The 23,039-nt window shown below is 70.4% G+C and carries 18 protein-coding genes and 2 pseudogenes; 18 read left to right on the plus strand and 2 right to left on the minus strand.

Annotation, left to right across the window (positions count from 1 at the left end):
- From OG780_RS30130 to OG780_RS30185, 13 genes and pseudogenes are all read left to right on the plus strand, one after another.
- Positions 1–1,407, plus strand: coding sequence for a UDP-N-acetylmuramoyl-tripeptide--D-alanyl-D-alanine ligase (locus tag OG780_RS30130; RefSeq protein ID WP_328453415.1), 1,407 nt, complete (start codon positions 1–3; stop codon positions 1,405–1,407).
- Positions 1,404–2,477 carry a phospho-N-acetylmuramoyl-pentapeptide-transferase gene (gene mraY, locus OG780_RS30135; RefSeq protein WP_328453417.1) on the plus strand — a complete coding sequence of 358 codons (1,074 nt, stop codon included), beginning with the start codon at positions 1,404–1,406 and terminating at the stop codon, positions 2,475–2,477. Before OG780_RS30130 ends, mraY begins: the two co-directional genes overlap by 4 nt.
- Positions 2,459–3,886 (plus strand): UDP-N-acetylmuramoyl-L-alanine--D-glutamate ligase, encoded by a 1,428-nt coding sequence (gene murD, locus OG780_RS30140; protein ID WP_328453419.1) that lies wholly within the window; start codon positions 2,459–2,461, stop codon positions 3,884–3,886. The genes mraY and murD overlap by 19 nt, the downstream gene beginning before the upstream one ends.
- Before the next feature lie 68 nt (positions 3,887–3,954).
- Complete coding sequence (ftsW, locus tag OG780_RS30145; RefSeq protein ID WP_328453421.1) at positions 3,955–5,313, plus strand: putative lipid II flippase FtsW; 1,359 nt, start codon at positions 3,955–3,957, stop codon at positions 5,311–5,313.
- Positions 5,314–5,319: 6 nt separating this feature from the next.
- Positions 5,320–6,411: an undecaprenyldiphospho-muramoylpentapeptide beta-N-acetylglucosaminyltransferase gene (gene murG / locus OG780_RS30150; RefSeq protein ID WP_328453423.1), complete on the plus strand. Its 1,092-nt coding sequence runs from the start codon at positions 5,320–5,322 to the stop codon at positions 6,409–6,411.
- A 25-nt stretch (positions 6,412–6,436) separates the two neighbouring features.
- Positions 6,437–7,222 carry a cell division protein FtsQ/DivIB gene (locus OG780_RS30155; RefSeq protein WP_328453425.1) on the plus strand — a complete coding sequence of 262 codons (786 nt, stop codon included), beginning with the start codon at positions 6,437–6,439 and terminating at the stop codon, positions 7,220–7,222.
- Positions 7,223–7,497: 275 nt separating this feature from the next.
- Complete coding sequence (gene ftsZ, locus OG780_RS30160; RefSeq protein ID WP_326788306.1) at positions 7,498–8,691, plus strand: cell division protein FtsZ; 1,194 nt, start codon at positions 7,498–7,500, stop codon at positions 8,689–8,691.
- Positions 8,688–9,425, plus strand: a complete 738-nt coding sequence (gene pgeF / locus OG780_RS30165) for a peptidoglycan editing factor PgeF (protein WP_328453428.1) — start codon at positions 8,688–8,690, stop codon at positions 9,423–9,425. Before ftsZ ends, pgeF begins: the two co-directional genes overlap by 4 nt.
- Positions 9,426–9,431: 6 nt before the next feature.
- Entirely contained in the window at positions 9,432–10,151 is a 720-nt protein-coding gene (locus tag OG780_RS30170) for a YggS family pyridoxal phosphate-dependent enzyme (protein ID WP_328453430.1), read from the plus strand.
- 129 nt (positions 10,152–10,280) lie between these two features.
- Entirely contained in the window at positions 10,281–10,922 is a 642-nt protein-coding gene (sepF, locus tag OG780_RS30175; RefSeq protein ID WP_328453432.1) for a cell division protein SepF, read from the plus strand.
- Positions 10,923–10,975: 53 nt separating this feature from the next.
- Positions 10,976–11,263 carry a YggT family protein gene (locus OG780_RS30180; RefSeq protein ID WP_326788310.1) on the plus strand — a complete coding sequence of 96 codons (288 nt, stop codon included), beginning with the start codon at positions 10,976–10,978 and terminating at the stop codon, positions 11,261–11,263.
- A gap of 55 nt (positions 11,264–11,318) precedes the next feature.
- Positions 11,319–11,453: pseudogene (locus OG780_RS44705) on the plus strand (DivIVA domain-containing protein); the annotation flags it as partial.
- 240 nt (positions 11,454–11,693) lie between these two features.
- Positions 11,694–12,617 (plus strand): annotated as a pseudogene (locus OG780_RS30185) (cell division protein DivIVA); the annotation flags it as partial.
- 312 nt (positions 12,618–12,929) lie between these two features.
- On the opposite strand, the gene ileS reads toward OG780_RS30185, so the two are convergent.
- On the minus strand, positions 12,930–16,073 hold the full coding sequence (ileS, locus tag OG780_RS30190; protein WP_328453437.1) for an isoleucine--tRNA ligase: 3,144 nt from the start codon (positions 16,071–16,073) through the stop codon (positions 12,930–12,932).
- A gap of 582 nt (positions 16,074–16,655) precedes the next feature.
- Between ileS and OG780_RS30195 the strand changes: the two genes are divergently transcribed.
- The 5 genes from OG780_RS30195 to OG780_RS30215 all read left to right on the plus strand — a co-directional run bounded on the left by OG780_RS30195 (position 16,656) and on the right by OG780_RS30215 (position 21,501).
- A complete protein-coding gene (locus OG780_RS30195; RefSeq protein WP_328453439.1) occupies positions 16,656–17,504 on the plus strand; it encodes a TraR/DksA C4-type zinc finger protein in 849 nt (282 codons plus the stop codon).
- Positions 17,505–17,628: 124 nt separating this feature from the next.
- The gene (lspA, locus tag OG780_RS30200; protein WP_328453441.1) at positions 17,629–18,252 is read left to right on the plus strand and encodes a signal peptidase II; all 624 of its coding nucleotides are present in this window, start codon (positions 17,629–17,631) and stop codon (positions 18,250–18,252) included.
- Between the two features lie 127 nt (positions 18,253–18,379).
- Positions 18,380–19,324, plus strand: coding sequence for an RluA family pseudouridine synthase (locus tag OG780_RS30205; protein ID WP_328453443.1), 945 nt, complete (start codon positions 18,380–18,382; stop codon positions 19,322–19,324).
- Positions 19,325–19,362: 38 nt separating this feature from the next.
- Positions 19,363–19,833, plus strand: coding sequence for a GNAT family N-acetyltransferase (locus OG780_RS30210; RefSeq protein WP_328458482.1), 471 nt, complete (start codon positions 19,363–19,365; stop codon positions 19,831–19,833).
- Between the two features lie 81 nt (positions 19,834–19,914).
- Positions 19,915–21,501 (plus strand): Na+/H+ antiporter, encoded by a 1,587-nt coding sequence (locus tag OG780_RS30215; protein ID WP_328453445.1) that lies wholly within the window; start codon positions 19,915–19,917, stop codon positions 21,499–21,501.
- A gap of 370 nt (positions 21,502–21,871) precedes the next feature.
- Here OG780_RS30215 and OG780_RS30220 read toward each other — a convergent pair whose 3' ends face one another.
- Positions 21,872–23,014 carry a mechanosensitive ion channel family protein gene (locus OG780_RS30220; RefSeq protein ID WP_328453447.1) on the minus strand — a complete coding sequence of 381 codons (1,143 nt, stop codon included), beginning with the start codon at positions 23,012–23,014 and terminating at the stop codon, positions 21,872–21,874.
- Positions 23,015–23,039 lie beyond the last annotated feature (25 nt).

Genomic DNA, 23,039 nt, shown 5'->3' on the forward strand with positions numbered 1-23,039 from the left:
GTGATCGCCCTTTCTCTCGCCGAGATCGCAGCAGTCGTCGGCGGGCAGACGTACGACATACCGGATCCGGCGCTACAGGTCACCGGACCGGTCGTCAGAGACTCCCGTGAAGTGGAGTCCGGCAGCCTCTTCGTCGCCTTCGTCGGCGAACGCGTGGACGGGCACGACTACGCCGGGGCGGTGATCGCGGCCGGCGCGGCCGCCGTCCTGGCGTCCCGCCCCGTCGGCGTGCCCGCCATCGTCGTCGACGACGTGCAGACGGCTCTCGGCGCCCTCGCCCGCCATGTCGTCGAACGGCTCGGCGCGACCCTCGTGGCCCTCACCGGCTCCGCGGGCAAGACCAGCACCAAGGACCTGATCGCCCAGGTGCTGCGGAGCAAGGCGCCGACCGTCTTCACCCCCGGTTCCCTCAACAACGAGATCGGACTGCCGCTCACCGCGCTCAGCGCCACCGAGGAGACGAAGTTCCTCGTGCTGGAGATGGGCGCCCGCGGCGTCGGCCACATCCGTTATCTGACGGAGCTCACCCCGCCGAGGATCGGTCTCGTCCTCAACGTCGGCACCGCCCACATCGGCGAGTTCGGCGGCCGCGAACAGATCGCGCAAGCAAAGGGCGAGCTCGTCGAGAGCCTCCCCGAGGACGGCGCCGCGATCCTGAACGCCGACGATCCCCTCGTCCGCGCCATGGCGTCGCGCACGAAGGCGCGCGTGATCCTCTTCGGAGAGTCCGACGAAGCGGACGTACGGGCCGAGAACGTCCGGCTCACGGAGAGCGGACAGCCTTCCTTCAGTCTTCGCACACCCTCCGGGTGCAGTGATGTGACCATGCGCCTGTACGGTGAGCACCACGTGTCGAACGCGCTCGCCGCGGCCGCCGTCGCCCATGAGCTGGGCATGTCCGCAGACGAGATCGCCCGCGCGCTCTCCGATGCGGGCTCCCTCTCCCGCTGGCGGATGGAGGTCACCGAGCGCCCGGACGGCGTGACGGTCGTCAACGACGCCTACAACGCGAACCCCGAGTCCATGCGGGCCGCCCTGCGCGCGCTCGCGGCAATGGGCAAGGGACGTCGTACGTGGGCGGTGCTCGGTCAGATGGCCGAGCTCGGGGACGAGGCGCTCGCCGAGCACGACGCGGTCGGACGGCTTGCCGTCCGGCTCAATGTCGGCAAGCTCGTCGCGGTCGGGGGCAGGGAAGCGTCCTGGCTGCAACTGGGCGCATATAACGAGGGTTCGTGGGGTGAGGAGTCGGTGCACGTGTCCGACGCACAGGCGGCTGTCGACCTGTTGCGCAGCGAGCTGCGCCCAGGGGACGTCGTGCTCGTGAAGGCGTCCAGGTCCGTCGGGCTGGAACGGGTGGCGCTCGCGCTGCTCGCCGACGGTACCGAGGGTGAGGTTTCCGCCCGATGATGAAGCAGATCCTGTTCGCGGGAGTCCTCGGTCTGTTCCTGACCCTGGCCGGCACTCCGCTGCTGATCAAGCTGCTGGCCAAGAAGGGCTACGGCCAGTACATCCGCGACGACGGCCCGCGCGAGCACGCCAGCAAGCGCGGTACGCCGACCATGGGTGGTATCGCCTTCATCCTGGCGACGATCGCCGCCTACTTCCTGAGCAAGCTCATCACCGGCTACCCGCCGACCTACTCGGGTCTGCTGGTCCTCGGCCTGATGTTCGGCATGGGCATGGTCGGCTTCCTGGACGACTACATCAAGATCGTCAAGCGTCGTTCGCTCGGTCTGCGGGCCAAGGCGAAGATGGCAGGACAGCTGATCGTCGGCATCTCCTTCGCGGTGCTGGCCCTGATGTTCCCCGACAACCGAGGCAACACCCCGGCTTCCACCAAGCTGTCGTTCATCACCGACTTCGGCTGGACGATCGGCCCGGTGCTGTTCGTGCTCTGGGCGCTGTTCATGATCCTCGCGATGTCGAACGGCGTGAACCTCACCGACGGCCTCGACGGTCTCGCCACCGGCGCCTCCGTCCTCGTCTTCGGCGCCTACACGTTCATCGGCGTCTGGCAGTTCCAGGAGTCCTGCGCCAACGCGGTCACCCTGACCAACCCGGGCGCCTGTTACGAGGTGCGCGATCCGCTCGACCTGGCCGTGGTGGCCTCCGCCCTGATGGGTGCCTGCCTGGGCTTCCTGTGGTGGAACACGTCGCCCGCCAAGATCTTCATGGGCGACACGGGTTCGCTCGCCCTCGGCGGTGTCCTCACCGGCCTGGCCATCCTCTCCCGCACCGAGTTGCTGGTGGCCATCATGGGCGGCCTGTTCGTCCTCATCACCATGTCGGTGGTCATCCAGGTCGGCTCCTTCAAGCTGACCGGGAAGCGTGTCTTCCGCATGGCCCCGCTCCAGCACCACTTCGAACTCAAGGGCTGGTCCGAAGTCCTTGTGGTGGTCCGATTCTGGATCATCCAGGGCATCTGCGTGATCGTCGGACTCGGCCTCTTCTACGCAGGATGGGCAGCCAAGAAGTGACCAACTGGCAGGGGAAGCGCGTCACCGTCGCCGGCCTCGGCGTCTCGGGAATCCCGGCGGCCAAGGTCCTGCACGGCCTCGGAGCGCTCGTCACGGTCGTCAACGACGGCGACGACGACCGGGCCCGTGCGCAGGCCGCGGAGCTGGAGGCGCTCGGCGTCACCGTGCGCCTCGGTGACGGCGCGACCCTGCCCGAGGGCACCGAACTCATCGTGACCGCGCCCGGCTGGCAGCCGGACAAGCCGCTGTTCGCCGCGGCCGCCGAGGCGGGTGTCCCGGTCTGGGGCGACGTCGAACTCGCCTGGCGGCTGCGGGGGCTGGACGGCAGGGAGCCGGCCCCCTGGCTCGCGGTCACCGGCACCAACGGCAAGACCACGACCGTCCAGATGCTCGCCTCCATCCTGAAGGCGGCGGGCCTGCGCACGGCGGCGGTCGGAAACATCGGCGTCTCCCTCCTCGACGCCGTCCTCGGCGAGGAGCGGTACGACGTCCTCGCGGTCGAACTCTCCAGCTACCAGCTCCACTGGGCGCCCTCGCTGCGCGCCCACTCCGGGGCCGTGCTGAACCTCGCGCCCGACCATCTCGACTGGCACGGCTCCATGGAGGCGTACGCCGCCGACAAGGGCCGTATCTACGAAGGCAATCGGGTCGCGTGCGTCTACAACGTGGCCGACAAGGCCACCGAGGACCTGGTGCGCACCGCGGACGTCGAGGAGGGCTGCCGCGCCGTCGGCTTCACCCTCGGTGCCCCGGGGCCCTCCCAACTCGGCGTCGTGGACGGCATCCTGGTCGATCGCGCCTTCGTCGAGAACCGGCAGAAGAACGCCCAGGAGCTGGCGGAGATCTCCGACGTCACTCCGCCCGCCCCGCACAACATCGCCAACGCCCTTGCCGCGGCGGCCCTCGCGCGCGCCTTCGGGGTGCCTCCCCGGGCCGTACGGGACGGACTGCGGGCCTTCACCCCGGACGCGCACCGCATCGCGCACGTGGCCGATGTGGACGAGGTCGCCTACGTCGACGACTCCAAGGCCACCAACACGCATGCCGCGGAAGCCTCCTTGGCGGCCTACGAGTCGATCGTGTGGATCGCCGGAGGGCTCGCCAAGGGCGCGACCTTCGACGAACTCGTCGCCCGGTCGGCGAAGCGGCTGCGGGGCGTCGTCCTGATCGGCGCGGACCGCGCGCTGATCCGTGAAGCCCTGGCGCGACACGCCCCCGAGGTACCGGTCGTCGACCTCGACCGGACCGACACTGGGGCGATGCTCGCGGCTGTCCAGGAGGCCAGGAGGCTCGCCGAGCCCGGGGACACCGTGCTGCTGGCCCCGGCCTGCGCGTCGATGGACATGTTCGCCAACTACAACAAGCGCGGTGACGCGTTCGCGGAGGCGGTCCGCGAACTCGGCGCCTGACCCGGTTGCCTGGCCGGGCGAACCAGGGAGGGACGCACGCGTGACATCGCTGTGGACCAAAGACTCCGATGCCGGCTAGCCGCACCGGCCGTCCCCCCGCGCGGCGGGCCGGCCGTCCCGCCGCCGGGGTGCCGCGCGACAACCCCGTACGCCGTCTCTACCTGCGTGCCCGCAAGGCCTGGGACCGGCCGCTGACCGCGTACTACCTGATCCTCGGCGGCAGCCTGCTGATCACGGTGCTGGGGCTCGTGATGGTCTACTCGGCCTCGCAGATCACGGCGCTCCAGCTCTCGCTGCCCGGGTCGTACTTCTTCCGCAAGCAGTTCCTGGCCGCCCTGATCGGCGGTGTGCTGCTGTTCGCCGCCTCCCGGATGCCGGTGAAACTGCACCGGGCGCTGGCCTACCCGATCCTGGCGGGCGCCGTCTTCATGATGGTTCTGGTGCAGGTGCCCGGGATAGGTCTCTCGGTCAACGGCAACCAGAACTGGATCTCGCTGGGCGGCTCGTTCCAGATCCAGCCCAGCGAGTTCGGCAAGCTCGCGCTCGTGCTCTGGGGAGCCGATCTGCTCGCCCGCAAGCAGGACAAGCGGCTGCTGACCCAGTGGAAGCACATGCTGGTGCCGCTCGTGCCCGCCGCCTTCATGCTGCTCGGCCTGATCATGCTGGGCGGCGACATGGGCACGGCGATCATCCTCACGGCCATCCTGTTCGGGCTGCTGTGGCTGGCCGGGGCGCCCACCCGGCTGTTCGTGGGCGTGCTGTCCGTCGCGCTGGCGATCGGCTTCCTCCTCATCAAGACGAGCCCCAACCGCATGTCCAGGCTGGCCTGCATCGGCGCGACCGAGCCGGGGCCGCACGACACCTGCTGGCAGGCCGTGCACGGCATCTACGCCCTCGCCTCCGGCGGACTCTTCGGCTCCGGCCTCGGGGCCAGTGTGGAGAAATGGGGCCAACTGCCCGAAGCGCACACCGACTTCATCTTCGCCATCACTGGGGAGGAACTGGGCCTCGCGGGGACGCTGTCGGTGCTCGCCCTGTTCGCGGCTCTAGGCTATGCGGGTATCCGCGTGGCCGGACGCACGGAGGACCCCTTCGTGAGGTATGCCGCGGGAGGCGTGACCACCTGGATCACGGCGCAGGCCGTGATCAACATCGGTGCGGTGCTCGGTCTGCTGCCGATCGCCGGTGTCCCGCTCCCGCTGTTCTCCTACGGGGGTTCCGCCCTGCTGCCGACCATGTTCGCCATCGGGTTGCTGATCGCCTTCGCGCGTGAGGACCCCGCTGCGCGGGCGGCTCTCGCGATGCGGCAACCCCGCTTTGGCAGAAAGCGGGGTGCGGTGAGAGAGTCCGCAAGGGCCGCGGGGCCCCGGAGATGGAACACGATGCGACGGCGTGCCTCTGCGGCGCGTTCGTCCGGAGAGCGGTGAATTTCGGTGCATGTCGTACTCGCCGGCGGGGGGACCGCCGGCCACATCGAGCCCGCGCTCGCCCTCGCGGATGCCCTGCGCAGGCAGGACCCGACCGTGGGAATCACGGCTCTGGGAACGGAACGCGGACTCGAGACCCGGCTCGTACCCGAGCGCGGCTACGAACTCGCGCTGATCCCGGCCGTACCGCTGCCGCGCAAGCCCACCCCCGAACTGATCACCGTCCCGGGACGGCTGCGCGGCACGATCAAGGCCGTCGAGCAGATCATGGAGCGGACCAAGGCGGACGCGGTCGTCGGCTTCGGCGGCTATGTGGCCCTGCCCGGCTACCTGGCGGCCAAGCGCCTCGGCGTGCCGATCATCATCCACGAGGCCAACGCCCGCCCCGGCCTCGCCAACAAGATCGGATCGCGGTACGCGGCCCAGGTGGCCGTCTCCACGCCCGACAGCAAGCTCCGCGGGGCCCGTTACATCGGCATCCCGCTGCGCCGCTCCATCGCCACCCTGGACCGCGCAGCGGTACGGCCCGAGGCGCGCGCCGCGTTCGGGCTCGACCCGAACCTGCCGACGCTGCTCGTGTCGGGCGGCTCGCAGGGCGCCCGCCGCCTCAACGAGGTGGTCCAGCAGGCGGCTCCGTACCTCCAGCAGGCCGGGATCCAGATCCTGCACGTGGTGGGTCCGAAGAACGAACTGCCGCAGGTGCAGCAGATGCCGGGAATGCCCCCGTACATCCCGGTATCGTATGTGGACCGGATGGATCTCGCGTACGCCGCGGCCGACATGATGCTCTGCCGCTCGGGCGCGATGACCGTCGCCGAGCTCTCCGCCGTCGGACTGCCCGCCGCCTACGTCCCGCTGCCCATCGGCAACGGCGAACAGCGGCTGAACGCCCAGCCGGTGGTCAAGGCGGGCGGCGGACTGCTGGTCGACGACGCGGAGCTGACCCCGCAGTGGGTGCAGCAGAACGTGCTGCCCGTGCTCGCGGACCCGCACAAGCTGTACGAGATGTCCGTCGCCGCCAGTGAGTTCGGCCGCCGCGACGCCGACGACCTGCTCGTCGGCATGGTGTACGAGGCGATCGCCTCGCGCCACCGCTAGGACCGCATGAGGGAAGGCAGGGAGCGTGGCCGGACCGACGACCGCCGAGCGCGGTGAACGGCAGAAGCTGGAGTCCGGCCCGCCCCGGCCGCCCCTCGCGGGGCGGCTCCGCCGCCTTCGCAGGCTCATCGTCCTTTTGCTCGCCGTGGTGTTGGCCGGGGCCGCCGCGGTGTGGATCCTCTACGGTTCCGCCTGGCTGCGCACGGAGCGCGTGTCCGTCTCCGGGACGCGGGTGCTGACCGTCGCGCAGGTGCGGGAGGCGGCCGGTGTACCGGTCGGATCTCCGCTGGTCTCCGTCGACACGGACGCGATCGAGGCGCGGCTGCTGAGGGAATTGCCCCGGATCGACTCGGTCGAGGTCGTCCGGTCCTGGCCGCACGGAATCGGTCTGCGAGTGACCGAACGAACTCCGGTCCTGGTGGTCAGAAAAGGCGCGAAATTCGTCGAAGTGGACGCCGAGGGCGTCCGGTTCGCCACGGTTTCCGCCGCTCCGAAGGGTGTGCCCGTCCTGGAGCTGGCGGTGTCGAAGCGCGCCGCGGCGCGCCGCTTCCCCGTCGACCGGCTCGTGCGCGAGGCGGTGCGGATCGCGGTGGACATTCCGGACGAAGTAGCCCGTGACACCCGTACTGTCAAGGTCCGTTCCTACGACGCCGTCTCACTGGAGTTGAGCGGCGGCCGGACCGTCGAGTGGGGCAGCGCAGAGAAGGGCCGGGCGAAGGCCAGGACGCTCCTTGCTCTCATGAAAGCCGATTCCGGGGCCCGGCACTTCGACGTAAGTGCCCCCACAGCCCCCGCATCGTCGGGCAGTTGACTCGCATCGATGCAGGCCAGCACCCTGGTTGGGCAGTGTCGAGCCTGATCACATAGGGTGAAAAGAAAAACGGGAGGTTCGGCGTGTTCGTTGAACGCGCGCCACTTGTCGACTTAGTGTCCTGTTCGGAAGAGTCCAAGGAACAGACACACTGGTAACCCTAAACTTCAGCGTTAGGGTTCGGGTCGGCGTTCGGACCGTCCCATTCGGCATCAGTCGTCGGATCGCGAGCGTGCGAGGCGACGACACGTAACTCGAGGCGAGAGGCCTTCGACGTGGCAGCACCGCAGAACTACCTCGCAGTCATCAAAGTCATCGGTGTCGGCGGCGGTGGTGTCAATGCCATCAACCGGATGATCGAGGTCGGTCTCAAGGGCGTCGAGTTCATCGCCATCAACACCGACGCGCAGGCGCTGTTGATGAGCGACGCCGACGTCAAGCTCGACGTCGGCCGGGAACTCACGCGCGGCCTCGGGGCCGGAGCCAACCCGGCAGTCGGCCGCAAGGCCGCCGAGGATCACCGCGAGGAGATCGAGGAGGTCCTCAAGGGGGCCGACATGGTCTTCGTGACGGCCGGCGAGGGTGGCGGCACCGGTACCGGCGGCGCGCCCGTCGTGGCCAACATCGCCCGCTCGCTGGGCGCCCTCACCATCGGCGTGGTCACCCGCCCGTTCACCTTCGAGGGCCGGCGCCGCGCCAACCAGGCCGAGGACGGCATCGCGGAACTCCGCGAAGAGGTCGACACCCTCATCGTCATCCCGAACGACCGGCTGCTGTCCATCTCGGACCGCCAGGTCTCCGTCCTCGACGCCTTCAAGTCGGCGGACCAGGTCCTGCTCTCCGGCGTCCAGGGCATCACCGACCTGATCACCACGCCCGGTCTGATCAACCTCGACTTCGCCGACGTCAAGTCCGTGATGTCCGAGGCGGGTTCGGCTCTCATGGGCATCGGCTCCGCCCGCGGCGACGACCGCGCGGTGGCGGCGGCCGAGATGGCCATCTCCTCGCCGCTGCTGGAAGCCTCCATCGACGGCGCCCGCGGCGTCCTGCTGTCCATCTCCGGCGGCTCCGACCTCGGCCTGTTCGAGATCAACGAAGCGGCCCAGCTGGTCAGCGAGGCGGCGCACCCCGAAGCCAACATCATCTTCGGTGCGGTCATCGACGACGCCCTCGGCGACGAGGTGCGGGTCACCGTCATCGCCGCCGGCTTCGACGGCGGGCAGCCGCCGGCCAAGCGGGAGAACGTCCTCGGCTCGGCCGCGACCCGACGCGACGACCCCGTCCCGTCGCGTCCCGCCGAGAGCCGTCCGTCCTTCGGGTCGCTCGGCAGCGTCACGCCCAAGGAGCCCGCTCCGGAGCCCGCCCCGGAGCCGGTCAGCGAGCTGCCGGTGTCCCCGCCGGTCCCGCCGTCCCGCTCCTACTCGGACAGCGCGGCCGAGGAACTGGACGTGCCGGACTTCCTGAAGTGATAGGACAGCGCTCCGCTGCGAGCACCGTGAGCGGCGCCCACTTCGCCTTCACCGACAGGTGGGGCGGGGTGAGCGCCGTTCCGTACGAGGAGCTCAACCTCGGCGGGGCGGTCGGCGACGACCCCGACGCCGTACGCGCCAACCGGGAACTGGCCGCCAAGGCGCTCGGGCTCGACGCGGCCCGGGTCGTCTGGATGAACCAGGTGCACGGGCCGGACGTGGCGGTCGTCGAGGAGCCCTGGGGCGCCTCGGAGATCCCCGCCGTCGACGCGATCGTCACGGCGCGGCGAGGGCTCGCGCTCGCCGTCCTCACCGCCGACTGCACGCCCGTCCTGCTGGCCGACCCCGTCGCCGGTGTGGCGGCCGCCGCGCACGCGGGACGGCCCGGCATGGTCGCCGGGGTGGTTCCCGCGGCCGTACGGACCATGGTGGAACTCGGCGCCGACCCGGCCAGGATCGTCGCCCGCACCGGCCCCGCCGTCTGCGGGCGGTGCTACGAGGTGCCGGACGCGATGCGCGCCGAGGTCGCCGCCGTGGAACCCGCGGCGTACTCCGAGACCGGGTGGGGGACTCCCGCGGTCGACGTGACCGCCGGGGTGCACGCGCAGCTCGAACGGCTCGGAGTGCACGACCGCGAGCAGTCGCCGGTGTGCACGCTCGAATCAAGGGACCACTTCTCGTACCGACGGGACCGCACCACCGGGCGGCTCGCGGGTTATGTCTGGCTGGACTGATGGGGCATGACGGACCGTAAGGCGCAACTCGCCGCGAACCTGGCGAAAGTGGAAGAGCGCATCGCGGCGGCGTGCACGGCTGCCGGGCGCGAGCGTGAAGAGGTGACCCTGATCGTGGTCACCAAGACCTATCCCGCCGGTGATGTGCGGATCCTGTCGGAACTCGGTGTGCGTCACGTGGCCGAGAACCGGGACCAGGACGCTGCGCCCAAGAAGGCGGAGTGCTCGGACCTGCCCCTGTTGTGGCATTTTGTCGGTCAATTGCAGACCAACAAGGTGCGTTCTGTGGTCGGTTACGCGGATTTCGTGCAGTCCGTCGACCGTTCCCGGCTTGTCACGGCCCTCTCGAAGGAAGCGGTGCTGGCGGAACGCGAAGTGGGATGCCTCGTCCAGGTCGCGCTGGACGCGCAGGAGAGCGGCCGGGGCGAGCGGGGAGGCGTGGGGGTCGGCGGGGTGGAGGAGTTGGCCGACCTCGTCGCGCAGTCCCCGGGTCTCCGGTTCGACGGGCTGATGACCGTCGCTCCGCTCACCGGCGCGTACGCGGGACGTCAACAACAGGCGTTCGAGCGGCTGATGGATTTGTCGACTGTCCTGCGCCGGACCCATCCGGCTGCGAACATGGTCTCGGCAGGGATGAGCTCGGATCTCGAACAGGCCGTGGCGGCCGGAGCGACACATGTACGCGTCGGTACTGCGGTACTCGGCGTCCGACCCGGCCTCCGGTAACGTCGCCAAGAAGTCGGACCACAGCAGAAAATATGGTCATTACCGCCAAATGCGGGCATAACGACCTCGTGGATCGCGGGCACTTGGCAATTCGTCAGCCGATCCACCACAGAGCGGAGGACTCAGAGCATGGCCGGCGCGATGCGCAAGATGGCGGTCTACCTCGGCCTCGTGGAGGACGATGGGTACGACGGCAGAGGATTCGACCCCGACGACGACTTCGAGCCCGAGCTCGACCCGGAGCCCGAGCGGGACCGGCGACGGCATGAGCCGCCGCACCAGTCACATCAGGCGCACTTGTCCCAAAGGGACGAACCGGTACGAGTGGTGCAGCCCTCGGCGCCTCGTGACCCGGTGCCGCATTCCGCCTCGCTCGCCTCGGAGTCCGGGCGTCCGGCGCGCATCGCCCCCGTGGCGTCCATCACACAAGAACGTCAGAGCCTGGAGAAGAACGCCCCGGTGATCATGCCCAAGGTCGTGTCGGAACGAGAGCCGTACCGGATCACCACGCTGCACCCCCGGACCTACAACGAGGCCCGTACCATCGGGGAACACTTCCGCGAGGGCACCCCGGTGATCATGAACCTGACGGAGATGGACGATACTGACGCCAAGCGACTTGTCGACTTCGCCGCCGGTTTGGTGTTCGGTCTCCACGGCAGCATCGAGCGGGTGACGCAGAAGGTGTTCCTGTTGTCGCCTGCTAACGTCGATGTCACGGCGGAGGACAAGGCCCGCATCGCAGAGGGCGGGTTCTTCAACCAGAGCTGAGACGCAGGACCGGGAACACCGCATGGAAAACAGGGGAGAGGGAAGCACGGATCATGAGCGTGGTCGGGCAGGTCTTCTACATCGCGCTGATGTGCTTCCTCATCGTGCTGATTTTCCGGTTGGTCATGGACTACGTCTTCCAGTTCGCCCGCTCATGGCAACCCGGCAAGCCGATGGTGGTCGTTCTGGAGGCCACCTACACTGTCACCGATCCACCGCTCAAGCTTCTGCGGCGGTTCATTCCGCCGCTGCGTCTCGGGGGCGTGGCGCTTGACCTGTCCTTCTTCGTGCTGATGATCATCGTTTTCATCTTGATCAGACTTGCGCAGAGCGTGATGTGAGCGATGTGAACGATACGGTCTTGCCGAATGCCGACGACTACGTTGAGGTGAAGAGATGCCGTTGACCCCCGAGGACGTGCGGAACAAACAGTTCACGACCGTCCGCCTCCGAGAAGGCTATGACGAGGACGAGGTCGATGCCTTCCTCGATGAGGTCGAAGCCGAACTGACTCGCCTGCTCCGCGAGAACGAGGACCTGCGCGCCAAGCTGGCCGCCGCCACGCGCGCGGCCGCGCAGAACCAGCAGCAGCAGGGTATGCGCAAGCCGCCCGAGCAGCAGGACCAGCAGGGCCCGCCGCAGGGTATGCGAGGGCCTGGCGGTCCTGTGCCCGCCGGGATATCAGGTCCGCCGCAGGGCATGGGCGGCCCCATGGGTGGTCCGCCCCAGCTCCCGAGCGGTGCTCCCGCGTTGCCCGCAGGCCCCAGTGGCCAGGGCGGCCCGCAGGGTCAGGGTCCGATGGGCCAGGGCCCGATGGGTCAGGGCCCCATGGGTCAGGGTCCGATGGGCCAGGGTCCCGGTCAGATGCAGCAGATGGGTGGCCCCATGGGCCAGGGTCCCGGTCAGATGCAGCAGATGGGTGGCCCCATGGGCCAGGGTCCCGGTCAGATGCAGCAGATGGGTGGCCCCATGGGCCAGGGCCCCGGTCAGATGCAGCAGATGGGTGGCCCCATGGGCGGTCCCATGGGCGGTCCGATGGGTGGCCCCATGGGCGGTCCGATGGGTGGCCCCGGTCAGCAGATGCCGCAGCAGGGCCCCGGTGGCGACAGCGCCGCGCGTGTCCTCTCGCTGGCTCAGCAGACCGCCGACCAGGCGATCGCCGAGGCGCGCTCCGAGGCCAACAAGATCGTCGGTGAGGCCCGTAGCCGCGCCGAGGGTCTGGAGCGCGACGCCCGTGCCAAGGCCGACGCCCTGGAGCGGGACGCGCAGGAGAAGCACCGCGTCGCGATGGGCTCCCTGGAGTCCGCCCGCGCCACGCTGGAGCGCAAGGTCGAGGACCTGCGCGGCTTCGAGCGCGAGTACCGCACGCGTCTGAAGTCCTACCTGGAGTCGCAGCTGCGCCAGCTGGAGACGCAGGCGGACGACTCGCTCGCTCCGCCGCGCACCCCGGCCGCCGCGTCCCTGCCGGCGGCCTCCGCGCCGTCGATGGCTCCCGCGGGTGCCGGTGCGCCGTCCTACGGCGGCAACCCGGGCATGGGCGGGCCGTCGCAGGGTGGACCGTCCTACGGCGGGCAGCAGCAGATGTCGCCCGCGATGACCCAGCCGATGGCTCCGGTGCGGCCCCAGGGCCCGTCGCCGATGCAGCAGGCGCCCTCGCCGATGCGCGGGTTCCTCATCGACGAGGACGACAACTGACGGCCACCGGAACGCCTTAGGCGTCGGCAGCATTCAGGGCGGGGCCCCCGGAGAGATCCGGGGGCCCCGCCCTTTTGCGTGCCCGTCAAAGGCTTGTGCGGGGGCCAGGAGGCGCTGGTACGGGTGCGCGGGTCCATCACGGCCCGCGGGGCCCGGACGCCCTGTACGGACTGCTCACGGCCCCCGGTACTGCGGCGTGTTACACCGAGGGCCCGGGGTCGGGACGCGGGAGGCGGGCCGTTACGCCGAAGGCCCGGGGTCACCAGGATGTCCTGGTGACCCCGGGCCTTCGCTACGGGTGTGGCGTCCTCGTCACGCCTTGCGGAGGTGGAACACCAGGGACAGGCCCTCGTCGGTGAACGGCTCCCCGTAGGTGTCGTCGGCCTCTCCCTGCGCGAAGTCCGTGGCGAGGACCTCGTCGGCGATGAGACCGGCGTGCTCGCCGAGCGCCGCGACGACCGCCGGGTCCGTGGAGGTCCAGCGGAGCGCGATGCGGTCGGCGACATCGAGGCCGCTGTTCTTGCGGGCCTCCTGGATCAGCCGGATCGCGTCACGGGCGAGGCCCGCCTGCCGCAGCTCCTCGGTGATCTCCAGGTCGAGCGCGACGGTCGCGCCGGAGTCGGAGGCCACCGACCAGCCCTCGCGGGGGGTCTCTGTGATGATGACCTCGTCCGGGGCCAGGGTCACGGTCTCGCCGCCGACCTCGACCGACGCGTTGCCCTCGCGCAGGGCGAGGGACAGGGCGGCGGCATCGGTCCCGGCGATGGCCTTCGCCACATCCTGGACGCCCTTGCCGAAGCGCTTGCCCAGAGCGCGGAAGTTCGCCTTCGCGGTGGTGTCGACCAGTGAGCCGCCGACCTCGGAGAGTGAGGCGAGCGAACTCACATTCAGCTCCTCGGTGATCTGCGCGTGCAGTTCGGGGTCGAGGGTCCCGAAGCCGGTCGCGGCGATCAGCGCGCGGGACAGCGGCTGACGGGTCTTGACGCCCGACTCCGCGCGCGTGGCCCGGCCGAGCTCGACGAGACGGCGCACGAGCACCATCTGGCGCGACAGCTCGGGGTCGATGGCGGACAGGTCCGCCTCGGGCCAGGTCGACAGGTGCACGGACTCGGGGGCGTCCGGGGAGACCGGGACGACCAGGTCCTGCCAGACCCGCTCGGTGATGAACGGCGTCAGCGGGGCCATCAGCCGCGTGACGGTCTCCACGACCTCGTGCAGTGTGCGCAGCGCGGCCTTGTCGCCCTGCCAGAAGCGGCGGCGGGAGCGGCGGACGTACCAGTTCGAGAGGTCGTCGACGAACGCCGACAGGAGCTTTCCGGCCCGCTGGGTGTCGTACGCCTCCAGAGCCTGCGTCACCTGGTCGGTGAGCGCGTGGAGTTCGGAGAGCAGCCAGCGGTCCAGGACCGGACGGTCCGCCGGGGCCGGATCGGCCTCGCTGGGTGCCCAGTCGCTGGTGCGGGCGTACAGCGCCTGGAAGGCGACGGTGTTCCAGTAGGTGAGGAGCGTCTTGCGGACGACCTCCTGGATGGTGCCGTGGCCCACGCGCCGGGCCGACCACGGGGAGCCGCCGGCCGCCATGAACCACCGCACGGCGTCGGCGCCGTGCTGGTCCATCAGCGGGATCGGCTGGAGGATGTTGCCCAGGTGCTTGGACATCTTGCGGCCGTCCTCGGCGAGGATGTGGCCGAGGCACACGACGTTCTCGTACGAGGACTTGTCGAAGACCAGGGTGCCGACCGCCATCAGCGTGTAGAACCAGCCGCGCGTCTGGTCGATGGCCTCGGAGATGAACTGCGCCGGGTAGCGGCTCTCGAAGATCTCCTTGTTCTTGTACGGGTAGCCCCACTGCGCGAACGGCATCGAACCCGAGTCGTACCAGGCGTCGATGACCTCGGGGACGCGGGTCGCCGTCAGGCCGCAGCCGCCTTGCGGGCACGGGAAGGTCACCGCGTCGATGTACGGGCGGTGCGGGTCGAGTTCCGACTGGTCGGTGCCGGTCAGCTCGGACAGTTCCGCGCGCGAGCCGACACAGGTGAGGTGGCCCTCCTCGCAGGTCCACAGCGGCAGCGGGGTGCCCCAGTAACGGCTGCGCGAGAGCGCCCAGTCGATGTTGTTGTTCAGCCAGTCGCCGAAGCGGCCGTGCTTGACGGACTCCGGGAACCAGTTGGTCCCCTCGTTCTCCTCCAGGAGACGGTCCTTGACGGCCGTGGTGCGGATGTACCAGGAGGGCTGCGCGTAGTACAGGAGCGCGGTGTGGCAGCGCCAGCAGTGCGGGTAACTGTGCTCGTACGGGACGTGCTTGAAGAGCAGGCCGCGGCTCTGGAGGTCCTCGGTGAGCTTTTCGTCCGCCTTCTTGAAGAAGATGCCGCCGACGAGCGGGACGTCCTCCTGGAAGGTGCCGTCGGTGCGGACCGGGTTCACGACCGGGAGGCCGTACGAGCGGCAGACCTTGAGGTCGTCCTCGCCGAAGGCGGGGGACTGGTGGACCAGACCCGTACCGTCCTCGGTCGTCACGTACTCGGCGTTGACCACGAAATGGGCGGGCTCGGGGAACTCGACGAGCTCGAACGGACGTTGATACGTCCAGCGCTCCATCTCGGCACCCGTGAAGGACTCGCCCGTGGCCTCCCAGCCCTCGCCGAGCGCCTTCTCCACGAGCGGCTGCGCCACGACGAGCTGCTCCTCGCCGTTCGTCACGACGACATAGGTGACACCCGGGTGGGTGGCGACCGCGGTGTTGGACACCAGCGTCCACGGGGTGGTCGTCCACACCAGGAGCGAGGCACGGCCGGCCAGCGGACCGGAGGTGAGCGGGAAACGGACGTACACGGAGGGGTCGACGATCGTCTCGTAGCCCTGGGCCAGCTCGTGGTCCGACAGGCCCGTCTCGTCGCGCGGGCACCAGGGCGCCACGCGGTAGTCCTGGACCAGCAGGCCCTTGTTGAAGATCTCCTTGAGCGACCACCACACGGACTCGATGTACTCGGGGTCCATGGTCCGGTAGGCGTCGTCGAGGTCGACCCAGTAGCCCATGCGGTTCGTCAGCTCGGTGAACGCGTCGGTGTGACGGGTCACGGACTCGCGGCACCGGTCGTTGAACTCGGCGATGCCGAACGCCTCGATGTCCTGCTTGCCGGTGAAGCCGAGCTCCTTCTCGACCGCCAGCTCGACCGGCAGGCCGTGGCAGTCCCAGCCGGCCTTGCGGGCCACGTGATAGCCGCGCATGGTGCGGAAGCGCGGGAAGACGTCCTTGAAGACGCGCGCTTCGATGTGGTGGGCGCCCGGCATGCCATTGGCGGTGGGCGGACCTTCGTAGAACACCCACTCCGGCCGGCCCTCGGACTGCTCGAGGCTCTTGGCGAAGATCTTCTGCTCACGCCAGAAGTCGAGCACGGCGTGCTCGAGGGCGGGCAGGTCGACCTGGGCGGGCACCTGGCGGTACGTCGGCGCTGTCATCGGCGAGCTTCCTCCAACGGACTTTCTGCCTTCCGTCGGAGGGACGAGAGCCGTGTTGCTACGGACGCCGTGTGCGGCGCGCTCCCGCGGTACCACCCTCCTTGGCCCTCCGACGCGCCGTTCGTGTCGGTGAGCCCCCTCATTGGGGTCGCGATGCCGGGTCTACTGGCCCCTCAGGGGTGTTCTTCCGGCGGCTCCGGGGTGATCTTCGCGTCGCGCTCGCCCCCGGGCTTCCACCGTCCCCGGGTCGCTCCTGGCCGCGTACGCCGCTACTCGTCCCCATCCACGCTTCTCGCTGCGCCCAGTGTACGGCGCCCCGGGGACGGCGGCCGACCGGTTTTCCCGGTCACCGCCGTGGCCCGCGCGGTGACCCGAATGGCGAGGTGAGGGCGTCCGGATCCCGGGACGCCGGTCCCGGCGGATTACCCGGCGGGGAGCTGGGCACAACGCAGGCAGACTCGCCGCGCGGGGCTCGCGTGGCGGGCGAATCGTGGGCAGGCCCCGTTGCCGCGGGCCGGAAGTCGATTTATCGTCCCAGCACGATTCGCGAGCAAGATCACAATATGTGAAGGGGCCGCGGCCATGGTGGCGAAGAAGACCGCCGTACAGCAGTCGGCGTCGGGCAGATCCACGAGTGCGGCGGCCAAGGACCCGGGCGGGAAGAAGAACGCGCGGGCGGCCTCCGCGAAGACGGCCGGGACGAAGGCGGCCTCCTCGGGGACCGCGTCCACCAAGGCCGCGGCCAAGAAGACGGCCGGCGGGAAGACCACGGCGAGGAAGGCGGCGACGGCGGGAAAGTCGGCGTCCGGGAAATCGGCGGCCTCCGCGGCCTCCGCGGCGAAGAAGAGCACGGGCACGGCGAGGAAGAGCACCGGTACGGCCAGGAAGACCGCCGCTTCGGCGGCCCAGGGCGCGGCCGAGGCCGCGAAGACGACGGGAGCCACGACGGTGGTTGCGAAGAAGACCCGTGGCGCGGCCACGGCCGCGAAGAAGGCCACCGCGGTACCGAAGGCGAGGATCGCCGCGGTGGAGCCCGGAGAGCTCGCGGTGCGGCCGGGAGAGGACCCCTGGACACCGGAGGAGGTCGGGGCGGCCCGCGCTGAGCTCCAGTCGGAGGCGCTGCGGCTGCGTACCGAGATCTCTTCGTCCGAGGAGGCTCTCGCGGGCCTGATGCGGGACTCCGGCGACGGCGCGGGCGACGACCAGGCGGACACCGGTACGAAGAACATCACCCGCGAGCACGAGATGGCGCTCAACTCGAACGCGCGCGAAACGCTGGAACAGACCGAGCACGCCCTGGACCGCCTCGACGCGGGCACCTACGGGCTCTGCGAGAACTGCGGCAACCCCATCGGGAAGGCCCGTATGCAGGCCTTTCCGCGCGCCACCCTGTGCGTCGAGTGCAAGCAGAAGCAGGAACGCAGGCACTGAACCCCGGGCGCCGCACGGGAGCGCGACCGCCTCGCGGCCGGGAGTGATCCTGAGCACCTGGGCCCGCGAGCGTGTGACGTACCCTCGTCCTCAGTCAGGAACCTAGGTCGAGGGACTCACTCACGTGGCAGAGGCGGAGCGCATCATCGGTACGCCGGACATTTCGGGGGCGGCGGGGGCCGAACCGGAGCAGTCCGGCGGGAACGCGGCGTCCGGCGACCGGGCCGGCGCCGACGCGCCGGCCCCGGCCGAGCGGCCCAGGGGCAAGCGCAGGATCGCCGTGCTCTTCACGGTGGCCGTACTGGCGTACGCCCTCGATCTCGTCAGCAAGATGATCGTGGTGGCGAAGCTGGAGCACCACGACTCGATCGACATCCTCGGGGACTGGCTGAAGTTCGAGGCGATCCGCAACGCGGGCGCCGCCTTCGGCTTCGGCCAGGCCTTCACGATCATCTTCACGGTGATCGCGGCGGCGGTGATCGTCGTCATCGCGCGGCTCGCCCGCAAGCTCTACAGCGTGCCGTGGGCCATCGCGCTCGGCCTGCTGCTGGGCGGTGCGCTCGGCAACCTGACCGACCGGGTCTTCCGCTCGCCCGGCGTCTTCGAGGGCGCGGTCGTGGACTTCATCGCACCCAAGCACTTCGCCGTCTTCAACCTCGCCGACTCGGCGATCGTCTGCGGCGGCATCCTGATCGTGCTGCTGTCCTTCCGGGGCCTGGACCCGGACGGCACGGTCCACAAGGACTGAGACCCGTCCCGAGGGCGTCGGCCGGACCGTCTCACGGTCCGTACGACGCCCTCGGGACGGCCCCGGCCGGGTACTGGCGTTCGGGCAGTGGTCCGGCGGTGTCCGAGCCGTCCGGCATACTCGACGGGTGAGCACCGTTCCCGAGATCCGCACCCTGCCCGTGCCCGACGGCCTTGAGGGCGAGCGCGTCGACGCCGCCATCTCCCGCATGCTGGGCTTCTCCCGTACCAAGGCCGCAGAACTCGCCGCGGCGGGGAAGGTCACGGTCGACGGCTCGGTGGTCGGCAAGTCCGAGCGCGTGCACGGCGGCGCCTGGCTCGAGGTCGAGATGCCCGGGGCCCCCGCGCCCGTCCAGATCGTCGCCGAGCCCGTCGAGGGCATGGAGATCGTCCACGACGACGACGACGTTCTCGTGATCGTCAAGCCCGTCGGCGTGGCCGCGCACCCCAGTCCCGGCTGGTCCGGCCCCACCGTCATCGGCGGCCTCGCGGCCGCCGGCTACCGCATCTCGACCTCCGGCGCCGCCGAGCGCCAGGGCATCGTCCACCGCCTGGACGTGGGCACCTCCGGCCTGATGACGGTCGCCAAGTCGGAGTACGCGTACACCTCGCTCAAGCGCCAGTTCAAGGAGCGCACGGTCGACAAGCGCTACCACGCGCTCGTGCAGGGCCACCCGGACCCGACCAGCGGCACCATCGACGCGCCCATCGGACGCCACCCGAACCACGACTACAAGTGGGCCGTCACCGCCGAGGGCAAGCCCTCGGTCACGCACTACGACCTGGTCGAGGCGTTCCGTGCCGCCTCCCTGCTCGACATCAAGCTGGAGACCGGGCGCACCCACCAGATCCGCGTCCACATGTCCGCCCACCGCCACCCCTGTGTCGGCGACCTGACCTACGGCGCGGACCCCACGCTCGCCAAGCGTCTCGGCCTCACCCGCCAGTGGCTGCACGCGGTGCGGCTCGGCTTCGAGCACCCCGCGGACGGCCGGTGGGTGGAGTTCGAGGCCGGCTACCCCGAAGACCTCCAGCGGGCGCTGGACAAGGTCCGCGAGGAGAGCAACGCGTGAGCGGCGGTCCGGACGGGGCGGCCGCCGTCCCCTCCGCACTGCGGGGCGGTGCCTACGAGGTGCGGGTCGCCGAGCACGCCGACGACCGTGAGGCCTGCTTCGCGGTGCGCACGGACGTCTTCGTCGGCGAGCAGGGCGTCCCCGAGGACATCGAGTACGACGCGTACGACCCCGGAGCCCTGCACGTGCTGGCGGTCCGCGAGGACGGCGTGCCCCTCGGCACCGGACGGCTGCTGGAGGGCGAGGCGGCCGCGGCGAAGGTCGGCGGGGATCCGGCCGTCGGCTCGCTCGGGCGGCTCGCCGTGACGCGCGAGGCACGCGGCCTCGGCGTCGGCGCCGCGCTCGTGCGGGCCATCGAGACCGCAGCACGCGCGCGTGGCCTGGCCGCCGTGGACCTGCACGCGCAGACCCACGCGCTGGGGTTCTACGAACGGCTCGGATACGTGGCGTACGGTCCGGAGTTCGCGGACGCGGGAATGCCGCACCGCGCGATGCGCAAGGTGCTGTGAGCCGGGGGATCGCCGTAGCGGCGTGGCACGCTTGAGGTCTGGTTCGCCCGTGATCGTCTAGACCCCGCCGGAGCGCTGACCGTGGATCAGTTGGCCCTGCTGTTCGTGCTGTTGCTCGGGGCCGTGGTCAGCGTCCCGGTCGGAGAGCGGTTCGGGCTTCCCGCACCGGTCCTGATGACTCTGCTCGGCATAGTGCTGGCCGTGCTGGACTTCGTCCCGAACGTGGACATCCCGCCGGACCTGATCCTGCCCGCGCTGCTGCCGCCGTTGCTGTACGCCGCGGTGCGCCGCACCTCGTGGAGACAGTTCACCGCGAACAAACGCCCGATCTTCCTGCTCGCCGTGGCCCTGGTGTTCGTCACCACGCTTGCGGTCGCGGCCGTCGCGAGCTCGATCGTGCCGGGCCTGCCGCTCGCCGCCGCCTTCGCGCTGGGCGCCCTCGTGGCACCGCCCGACCCGGTCGCGGCGACCGCCGTCGCGGGACAGCTCGGGCTGCCGCGCCGCCTCGTGTCGATCCTGGAGGGGGAGGGGCTCTTCAACGACGTGACGGCGATCGTGCTGTACCACGTCGCGATCGCCGCCGCGGTCAGCGGAACCTTCTCGCCCTGGCGGGCCGGACTCGACCTCGTGCTCTCCGCCGTCGTCGCGCTCGTCATCGGGGTGGCCCTCGGGTGGGCCGCGAACAGGCTGATGACGCTGGTCGGCGACGCCACCCTCCAGATCGGGCTGACCCTGCTGGTGCCGTACGCCGCGTACGTGCTGGCCGAGGAACTGCACGGATCGGGGGTGCTCGCCGTGCTCACCACCGCCCTGTTCCTCGCGGAGTACGCCACCGACGCCGACGACGTCATGACCCGGCTCGCCGGGTCGACCGTCTGGGACGTGGTGGACACGCTCGTCACCGGCGTCGCCTTCGGGCTCATCGGCCTCGAACTCCACAACGCGATCCGTACGGCGTCGGGACGCTGGGGCGAGATGCTCGGCTGGGCCGCCACGATCGTGGTGGTGGTCGTGCTCGTACGCCTGGCCTGGCTGCTGCCCGCGACCTGGCTGACCAAGCGGCTGCACGCCAAGCGGGACTACGACGAGGAGATCCCGACCTCATGGCGGGAGACCGTGGTCATGTGGTGGGCCGGGATGCGGGGGGTCGCCTCCGTGGCCCTGGCGCTCGCGATCCCGCTGGAGATGGACGACGGGTCGCCGTTTCCCGACCGGGACGAGATCGTGTTCATCGCCTTCGGGGTGATCATGGCGACCCTGGTGCTCCAGGGGCTCACCCTGCCGTGGCTGGTCAGAAGACTCGGGGTACGGGCCGACGAGGACGTCGAGAAGGCCTTCGAGAAGGAGCTCGCGGTACGGGCCGCCAAGGCCGCGAAGCGCAGGCTGCGGGAGATCGAGGAGGTGGAGGAGCTGCCGGAGGAGGTCTCCGAGCAACTGCTGCGCCGGGCCTTCGAGATCGGTGTCCGGATCAGTCCCGACATGGGGGACGAGGAGCGGCGCGAGGCGCATCTTCAGCGGGTCCGGCGGATGAAGCGGATGCGGCGGATCCAGGGGGAGATGATGAGCGCGGCCCGGCACGAGGTGCTGTCCGCGCGGAGCGAGCCCGGGGCCGACCCGGAGATCGTGGACCGCGTCCTCAGACACCTCGACGTCCGCAGCCTCCGCTGACGCCTGCCGGCGGTTCCCCGTGCGCCCTGCCGCCCGGACGGCCGTGCCTGGCCCCTGCCCGGCACGCCCGGCAGGGGCCAGACCTGGCGTCTACCGGCAGATGGCACACGCTCGGGGGCCGGGAGACGGTCCCGCCAGGCCTGGCCGGGGCGCCCCGGCCGGCGGTCCGGCAGATCCGGCATGCCCGGCGGATCCCGCCCGCCTGGCCCGGGCAGCAGGCCAGGCGGCTCCGGCACGTCGGGCAGACCGTCACCGGCAGGTCGCCACGCCTGACAGATCGGGCCGGTCCGGTCCTGCCGGCAGACCCCGTCGGCGGCTCCGGCAGGTCGCCGGGTTCCAGGACCCGGGCCCCGGTCCCTGGGAACGGTCCTCAACCGCGGCCGGGGCCGGTGCGGGGTGGTTCGTGGGCATGGCGGCCGTGGTTCGGGCGGGCCGCCACCGCGTCCGGCTCCGGGCGCCCCGTGCGCGGGCTCTGCCCGGGGAGCAGCGCCGCCTCGGCGGTGTTGACGCGGGGGAGCGCGTAGGGGTGCTGTTCGGCCAGCCAGCGGATCAGCTGCTCGCGGACCGTGACCCGTACCGTCCAGATGTCGTCCGCGTCCTTCGCGGTGACCAGGGCGCGCACCTGCATGGTGTTGGGCGTCGAGTCGGTGACGGCGAGTCCGTAGTCGCGGCCGTCCCAGGCCGGGCACTCGCGCAGGATGTCGCGCAGCTTCCCGCGCATCGCCTCCACCGGGGCGGAGTGGTCGAGGTGCAGGAAGACGATGCCGGTCATCTGGGGAGTGCCGCGCGACCAGTTCTCGAACGGCTTGGAGGTGAAGTACGAGACCGGCATGGTGATCCGGCGCTCGTCCCACGTCCGTACCGTCAGGAACGTCAGGGTGATCTCCTCGACCGTGCCCCACTCGCCGTCGACCACCACCGTGTCGCCGAGCCGCACCATGTCGCCGAAGGCGATCTGCAGTCCGGCGAAGAGGTTCGCGAGGGTGGACTGGGCGGCGACACCGGCGACGATGCCGAGGATTCCGGCCGAGGCCAGCAGCGAGGCACCGGCCGCGCGCATCGCGGGGAAGGTGAGCAGCATCGCGGCGGCCGCGACGACACCGACGACCGCGGTGACCACCCGCTGGATCAGTGTGACCTGGGTGCGGACCCGGCGGATCCGGGCCGGGTCGCGGTGCGCGTTCGCGTAGCGGCTGTACGAGGTCTCGACGACCGCCGTGGCGATGCTCACCACCAGCCAGGCGGCGGCGCCGATGAGGATCAGGGTGAGTGTCCGGCCGATGCCGATCCGGTGCTCGACCAGGAGCTTCGCCTGGTCGTAGGAGCCTCTGAGCAGGGCCGCGAACAGGACCAGCTGGAAGGGGACACGGCCGCGGCGGAGCAGACCCCACAGGGAGGTCTCGCTGTGCCGGTCGTCAGCCCGGCGCAACAGACGGTCCACGGACCATCCGATGAGCAGGGTGAGCGCGACCGAGCCACCGACGACGATCACCGGGCGCAGTACGTTCTCCATGTCTGAGAACGTAACCGGCCACCGG

Origin of the sequence: Streptomyces sp. NBC_00386 (assembly GCF_036063235.1) — a bacterium.
In the GTDB taxonomy this organism is placed as follows: Bacteria; Actinomycetota; Actinomycetes; order Streptomycetales; family Streptomycetaceae; genus Streptomyces.